Here is a 7,228-nt window from a genome sequence, read left to right on the forward strand (position 1 = left end):
ACCCTCCTTCTGCAAGATGGCACCTCATCTATTGCAGTAAAAAAATGTTCTCCACCAAAAACTTGAGCTTCAATTGCTTCACTGGCATATATTGAGGCACCTAAAATCGTCATTTTCCCATTTGCATTTATCACTTTTTTCAATTTGTATTTATCATGCGCATTATACATACCACAGTCCTCCTTGAAAAATAAAATAGATTTACAAAAAAAGCTAGGGTTTCCCCTAGCTTTCCATCAGATATATTAGAGTATGACTAAAACTCTTCTTCTTCCTCTGAATCGTCTGCTTCATCACTTTGAGACCACACCAGGACACTCTGCTTAGCTGTATTCACTATTGCATCTACAGCCTCTTCCACAGAAGCATCAATCATTTGTTGATTGATCGCTTCAAGCAACATCGGCAGGTTTACACCCGTGATAACAAAAACCTTTTTTTGAATACTTTCCGATAGGGAGCGAACTGCAAGAGTAGCTTGGTTATAAGGGCTGGCTCCAGCTAAATCCGTGAAAATAATGACCCCATCATCATCATTAACTTTATTGATTGACACCGTTAATTTTTCTTGTAATTTAGTCACGTCATCTCCGTGCACTAAATTTATTGCTTGAATATCATCGGTGCCTCCTATTATTAATTCAGCAGCATCGATTACACCGTTACTTAATTTCCCATGAGTAGCAATAACAATTCCGATCACTTATGTTTTCCTCCCTACTAATTTTTCTAAAAAGTCAAAAGTAGCATTCATATTATGTTCATCCACATTTTTCTTTTTGAGACTTCTTTTATCTAATTGAAAAGATTGATTGATTTTTTCCATACTGGTTAAAATCAAGATATCCGAGTGATCAAACAGATTTTGCTTCACTTGTTCAACGCGACTCTCAGCAACGAACATTCGCTCATTATCGCTTATTTGATATAAAGGTTTATCCGCTCCGACACTATCCAATAAATAAATTTTCCCACGACAGTTTTCCCTCAACTCATTCAATCCAGCGTGATTATATGTGCCTGCGTCCAAAAAAGCAAAAGCAGTGTCTTTATCTCTATGTTTACTCATAAATTGAAGCATCAATAATAAAGATGATGTGTTTCTAACCAAATTGAGTTTCGAAGACAACCCGGTCGAAATCTTTTTAAGGATGATAAAATAAATCATAAGAAACAGAGAAACCAGAATTGAAGGCAGTGACAAAAGCTCATTGGCTTGATAAATCGGGATGCCTATTAAAAAGGTAAAGGCTAAGCCAATTATCAAAAAAATTGTTGAATGGAGAACCATCGTTTTTAGCGTATTTTTTTTATTCAATTCATAATCGGCTAAATGATAAGAATCGTGCTGAAAAATCGGGGTATCATAATAGGTACAAATCACTTTTTTTGCGTTCTTTATATTTCCAATATAAATATTTTTACCTTGGTTATTGCTGCCAAATTCATGCAATTTGGCTTTTCTATCCATTACATTCAAGTCATATAACATACTCTTTAGAAATCTTTCTTTTTGCTTAGCTGTTCGTCTAGCCCCCAAGATAAAATTATACCTAACATACCAGTCTTTCAATAATTCATCACGATTCATGACTACCATCCTTTTTAAACCTTTATAGATCGAATTTTGCTAATACATCTTTCAAACTTGTTTTTGGTGAAGATGGCGTAGCTTGGAAATAAATATTCTCTACTCCATGTCCTTCACTTAATTCTTTTAATTTTAACGCATCTTCTTTATTTAAATAAACGGATTTGGTCACTAGAATATCTTTTTCCGGATTTTTTTGAGCGATTCCTCCAATGTTGATTTCCTTCATTGGAACGCCATATTTAACTAGTTCGTACATTGCGTCGACTGTTTTAGCAATAAGAATGCTACTATATTGTTTGAATGCAAATTCATCCCAATAAAATTTGCATTTGTCCATTGTCATCACTACTGTTTTCTGACCCGTACGACTTCCTGCACTCTTGTAAAGACTTTTCATGAATTTATCGTTAGCTACAATGTCATCTACAACAAAAATCGAGTTAACATTATTTCTTTTAGATAAAGTGACCATTACTTGACCATGGATCAATCGTTCGTCTACGCGAGCTAAGTTTACTTCACCCATATTTTTATCCTAATCCTCTCTGTAATGAATAATCAAAATTTATAAAATACCTACTCCAGCAAGAACAATTAAGATTCCTGTCAACCATAATAGTGCACGAGTTACTTTTAAGCCCTTCTTACTATAATAGTAATAAATGCCTAAAACAACTGCTAATGGTAATATTCCTGGAATGATCGAATCCAATGTTTCCTGGAGGACAAATGGCCGTCCCGAAATTTCAAAGGCGAGAGAAGAAGATACTTTTATATAGCTAGCCGCTAAGATACCCATCATAAACAATCCAAGGATAGATAATAATTCTATCGCATTTTGAACTCCGGCACTTTCCATTAAACTAGAAGCACTTCTACCTGTAGAGAATCCTTGTCGTGCAAAGAACAAACCTATCATGACCTGATACAGTGCAAAACCGATAAACGGAAACAGTGCTCCAAGTGGGTTCCCGCTTTGAGCCCAAGGTATCGCAATGGCAATAAAGATATATTGGATCGTACCTGAGTCGATCGAATCTCCAATACCTGCTAAAGCTCCCATTAAACCAGCTTTAGTGTTATACATTAAATCATCAGTCATCGTAATAGCTGTTTCTTGATGTTCCTGGTTCGCACGGTCTTGTTCCATAGATGACATTAAGCCGGTGATGACTCCTCCACCCCAAGTTAACTGAGTGTTGAAAAAGAGTAATTGTCTCTCATACGCGCTTCTTAGCTGATCATCATCTTTGTATAGTTTTCTTAATACCGGCATCATTGCCCACAGTAACGATGGCGCTAAATACCTTTCAAAAGAATGGGGGATCTCGTTTGCAAAGTGCCACCGTAAGTAGGCTTTTGAAACATCCTTTTGAGTGATTTCTTCTGGTGCATTAGTTGCTTTTGATAATACTGTTTGATTAGTTGTCATTTTTTTCATCCTCTCCTAAGTTAAATTAGAAATCGTCGCCATCATCATCGTATTCATTTGTTGTAGAGTTATTTGTAGCCGGTACTGGATTGTTATTGCTTTTTGCTAATACAAACACGGCTGCAATCAACGTACCTACAATTGCATAAGTAACCATTGTTACTCCTAAACCTGCGAAAATAACACTCATAAAGTAAGCACCCAGGAAGAAAACGAGATACTCTTTACGTCCGATTACATAAATAGTAGTGGCAATACCGATGGCAGCTAATCCTCCACCTACAACCTCTAGAATATGCAGTACGACTGTTCCTTCTAAAGCAGAAATTGCCTGAGCAATGACTGGTGCTCCCCAGAACAATGCAACAAATACTAATGGTACGAATAGTATAAATGACGCAATAGTTGGGTAAATGATAACGGATCTGGTAATCCCGGCATGGTCTAATTTTGCAACGGCTCTATCCGTATCTTTCCCGATAAAGGTATTAAGGAAAAATCTGAATTGATACAAGTACGATCCTAACAATCCTACTGGTACGGCAATTGCGATTGCTGCTTCAGGTTCCAAATTACCGAGTAATGCTACAGGAACTGCAATCCCTGCTGCGATTGAAGGTTCTGATGGCATTGTGCCTCCCGGTGAAAAAACTCCCATATATATTAATTGAATAGCGGCAGTTACTATCATTGCTTGTGCGACGTTCCCCATTACGATCCCGACGACTAATCCAGTCATCAATGGAGAGAAGCGTAACATCAGTGTTGCTCCTCCTAAGAAAGAACGAGACATTACGGCTCCCACCCATAAAGCGATTGCTAAACTTTGCCAAATTGTTAAAGTATCCATAGCTTTTTATCTCCTCACTTATTGATATAATTTTCTAAATCGATCATTGCCTTGCTTAATCTCTCTTCGTTTACTTCAATTGGTAATAAGTGCACTTTTTTCTTTTTATTCGTTAAACAAATAATTTCTTTTTGTTTTTCTTCTGACAATGGATAAGCATCCATTTCAGTTAAAGATTTTGGTAAATTTAAATCATTATAAAATGGGATCAATTCATCGATCATTTCCCATTTTTCTTCGAGAGCTAATTGAAAGAAAATGCCATAAGCTACTTTTTCCCCATGTAAGAATTTGTGTAATTCGGGCAATGAAGCAGACAGTGCATCATGCATAGAATGCGCTACAGTATTTCTTGCATATTTGTCTCCTAATCCTCCTACCAATCCTGCTATCCCTATTATTATTTCAGACACTTGCAAAAATTCATTGGAGACAAATCCTTTTTTCATGTCCTCGATAGCGATACTGGATTTTTCTAAAATCGTGTTTTTGCATATCAATGCAGCACTCCTGGCCATACTGGTAAATGGAGCATCCAAAAATTCTTTTTGCTCCAAAATCATATCTGATTCATACCACTTTGCAAGAGTATCTGCAATCCCCGCTACATAATATTCTACTGGTGAGTCGATAACAAGCTGAGGATTAACCATCAGAAATACAGCTTGTCTATTAACATGTTCTGTTTTCCCCTCTGCCAGCCCATTTTCCTTATACATAACAGATAATGGTGTCCATGATGCGCAATTACTCGCGAGTGTGGGAATGATCCCGAAAGGTACGTTAGCCAAATGACATATGTATAATGTTAAATCAGCTAATTTCCCTCCTCCTACTCCGATCACAAAATCGATCATATTAGCATCGATAAGCGCAGCTATCCTTTCACCTTCTGAGTAACTGCATTCTCCGCTATACTTTTCAAAGAACCATTCATATTGATCTGAAAAGATATCTTGTAAAAATGGTTTGGCCTTGATCCAAGAAAGAGTACCGTGAACGATCAGTATCCTTTTCGGTTTATATTCACTTAGAATAGCCGGTATCAAACTGAAGGCATCTTCGTGATATTTATAAAACTGAGGACCGACTTTTACGCTTAAATCCATATTCACCTTATGTTACTCCGTTCAAAATTTCACTTTGTACAGAATAATGAGGGATCTGATTGCTTAAAACGGCTTCGCAATCGGCAACACACTTTTCTCCCATTCCTTCAAGGCATTCCATCGTATAGGCCGAAGTATGCGGCGTAACGATGATATTATCATATTTCAAATAATCGTGGTCAGCTCTTCCTGGTTCAACCTCGAGCACATCGGTCGTAAACCCTGCTACCTTTTTAGATTCAATTGCTTTTATCAGGGCTTCTTCATCCACCAATGCTCCACGAGCGGTATTAGAAATATAAACATTATCTTTCATTTTTTCCAGTTCTTTGGTTGATATCATATGATAATTAGCTTCATTGAGACTAGCACATAAACAGATGATATCCGACTCTTTCAGCAAAGTATCAAAATCCACTTTTCTTGCGCCAAATACTTCCAGGTCCAGTTCGTTCTTGTTAGGATCATAACCTAACACGTCACATCTGAAACCGTAGCGAAGAATCTCAGAAACTCGGCTCCCGATATTGCCTACTCCGATCACACCGACTGTTTTCCCGCTCAAACCTCTTCCGATAAACTTAGCTCGTTCTTCCCATTTATCTTCGAGAACATATTTGTAAGATTCATTTGTTCGCCGCATAACAGTTACTAAGTTTGTGATATTATTTTCAGCGACCGCATCTCTCTCGATCAGCGGCGGGACAATGCTCACTATGGTATTGTGCGTTTTTGCTGCCTCTAAATCTATATTATTATAGCCTATCCCATGTCGTGTTATGAGCTTTAATTCGTCTTTGTTTTCAAAAAAATCTTTGGTGAAAAATGGGGTTACGCTAGCAATGATCATATTGTATCCTTGTAGTTCTTTAGCCAGCTCTTCACCTCTGATACCGCTATCAAAATTGAATGACTTTACTTCGCCTAAATCCTTTAATCTTTCAAGATGTTCAGGAAAGATTTTCCCAAAGCTGCTCGAATTTACAATCGCTACTCTATTATTCACTTACTTACCTCCCTACCTTTCGGTGACGTTATGTCCACCAAAACCATGGCGCATGCTTGCTACCACTTTTGCAGAAAAACTGTCATTGATCTTTGTTTCGTTTCTAGCGAATAAGGCACTTGAAATTGCAGGTACCGGAATATTCAGACGTAAGGCTTCTTCGATCGTCCATTTACCTTCTCCGCTAGCATCTACGATTCCTTTTATGTTGTGTAATTTTGGATCGCTGGAAAAACTTTCTTCTATTAATTCGATCAACCAAGAACGAATAACAGACCCGTTATTCCAAACCGAGGCAACTTTTTCATTGTCAAATTCGAATTGGCTGGCTTCCAATATATCGAAACCTTCTCCAATCGCTTGCATCATCCCATACTCGATTCCATTATGGATCATTTTCAGATAATGTCCGCTGCCTGCTTCACCAGTATATAAGTACCCTTTTTCGCATGAAATTTTTTCAAAGATCCCCTCCACTTCATCAAAGACTTCTTTATCACCCCCGATCATTAAACAAGTTCCATTACGTGCTCCGTCCATCCCTCCAGAAGTTCCACAATCCAGGAAACCTATCCCCATTTTTTTGGCCGTATTATAATTTTCAATACTTTCATTGAAATTCGAGTTGCCACTATCGATCAAGATATCGTTAGGATTCAGTAGTCCGCTTAATTCTTTTATCAAATTATTAGTTATTTTTCCTGCTGGTGTACTCAATAAAATTACTTTTCTGTCGCCTAGGGAGTCAAACAGATCCCCAAGTGAGTCGGCTATGTTCAGCCCGCTTTCTTTTCCTTTTCCCCTTGTTTCATCTGACATATCATACCCAAAGCAATCGATGTCACTATCTCTTAAGTTCAGTAAAAGGTTCATTCCCATTTTACCTAAACCTATGATTCCAATTTTCAAATTTATTCCTCCTTTTGTTAATATGTTGTTAGTATACACAAAAAAATATTTTTTGTAAATGCTTACAATAAAAAACATTTTTTATTTTTTATATTTGTAGTATAATTTATTTACACCATCGTATACGCTTACACGGAGAACCATATAAATCAGCACCACATTATAGAAGGAGATCAACTTATGGCTCATAATTACTTGGAACAATTATTGTTCCCACGAAAAAAAAATTTCAATGATACCGAAACTTTGATCGCTGATCATCTTTTAGTCTTAGGCGGAGAGGTCGTCACTAAAACACTGAACAGTCTTTCTGAAGAAATTGGTGTAT

Annotated in this window: 8 protein-coding genes; all 8 read right to left on the reverse strand. The window is 37.2% G+C overall.

Going from position 1 to position 7,228, the window contains the following annotated elements:
* Positions 1 to 256 precede the first annotated feature (256 nt).
* Genes R6U02_RS02495 through gnd form a run of 8 tightly spaced genes read right to left on the reverse strand, consistent with a single transcriptional unit; the run spans position 257 to position 6,900 of the window.
* Complete coding sequence (locus tag R6U02_RS02495) at positions 257 to 703, reverse strand: PTS sugar transporter subunit IIA (protein WP_410262059.1); 447 nt, start codon at positions 701 to 703, stop codon at positions 257 to 259.
* Positions 704 to 1,591 carry a hypothetical protein gene (locus R6U02_RS02500; RefSeq protein WP_410262060.1) on the reverse strand — a complete coding sequence of 296 codons (888 nt, stop codon included), beginning with the start codon at positions 1,589 to 1,591 and terminating at the stop codon, positions 704 to 706.
* 22 nt (positions 1,592 to 1,613) lie between these two features.
* Positions 1,614 to 2,120 (reverse strand): PTS system mannose/fructose/N-acetylgalactosamine-transporter subunit IIB, encoded by a 507-nt coding sequence (locus tag R6U02_RS02505; RefSeq protein ID WP_410262061.1) that lies wholly within the window; start codon positions 2,118 to 2,120, stop codon positions 1,614 to 1,616.
* A 39-nt stretch (positions 2,121 to 2,159) separates the two neighbouring features.
* Positions 2,160 to 3,035 carry a PTS system mannose/fructose/sorbose family transporter subunit IID gene (locus R6U02_RS02510; protein ID WP_410262062.1) on the reverse strand — a complete coding sequence of 292 codons (876 nt, stop codon included), beginning with the start codon at positions 3,033 to 3,035 and terminating at the stop codon, positions 2,160 to 2,162.
* A 16-nt stretch (positions 3,036 to 3,051) separates the two neighbouring features.
* A complete protein-coding gene (locus R6U02_RS02515) occupies positions 3,052 to 3,876 on the reverse strand; it encodes a PTS mannose/fructose/sorbose/N-acetylgalactosamine transporter subunit IIC (protein WP_410262063.1) in 825 nt (274 codons plus the stop codon).
* A gap of 14 nt (positions 3,877 to 3,890) precedes the next feature.
* Positions 3,891 to 4,991, reverse strand: a complete 1,101-nt coding sequence (locus R6U02_RS02520) for an iron-containing alcohol dehydrogenase family protein (RefSeq protein ID WP_410262064.1) — start codon at positions 4,989 to 4,991, stop codon at positions 3,891 to 3,893.
* Position 4,992: 1 nt separating this feature from the next.
* Positions 4,993 to 5,991: a D-isomer specific 2-hydroxyacid dehydrogenase family protein gene (locus tag R6U02_RS02525; protein WP_410262065.1), complete on the reverse strand. Its 999-nt coding sequence runs from the start codon at positions 5,989 to 5,991 to the stop codon at positions 4,993 to 4,995.
* Positions 5,992 to 6,003: 12 nt separating this feature from the next.
* On the reverse strand, positions 6,004 to 6,900 hold the full coding sequence (gene gnd / locus R6U02_RS02530) for a phosphogluconate dehydrogenase (NAD(+)-dependent, decarboxylating) (RefSeq protein ID WP_410262066.1): 897 nt from the start codon (positions 6,898 to 6,900) through the stop codon (positions 6,004 to 6,006).
* Positions 6,901 to 7,228 lie beyond the last annotated feature (328 nt).

It is taken from the genome of Alkalibacterium sp. (assembly GCF_046484155.1).
In the GTDB taxonomy this organism is placed as follows: domain Bacteria; phylum Bacillota; class Bacilli; order Lactobacillales; family Carnobacteriaceae_A; genus Alkalibacterium.

Excerpts from the sequence above, each read along its gene's own strand:
- R6U02_RS02500 (WP_410262060.1), bottom strand. The coding sequence starts at position 1,591 with ATGAATCGTGATGAATTATTGAAAGACTGGTATGTTAGGTATAATTTT.
- R6U02_RS02505 (WP_410262061.1), bottom strand. The coding sequence starts at position 2,120 with ATGGGTGAAGTAAACTTAGCTCGCGTAGACGAACGATTGATCCATGGT.
- R6U02_RS02510 (WP_410262062.1), bottom strand. The coding sequence starts at position 3,035 with ATGAAAAAAATGACAACTAATCAAACAGTATTATCAAAAGCAACTAAT.
- R6U02_RS02515 (WP_410262063.1), bottom strand. The coding sequence starts at position 3,876 with ATGGATACTTTAACAATTTGGCAAAGTTTAGCAATCGCTTTATGGGTG.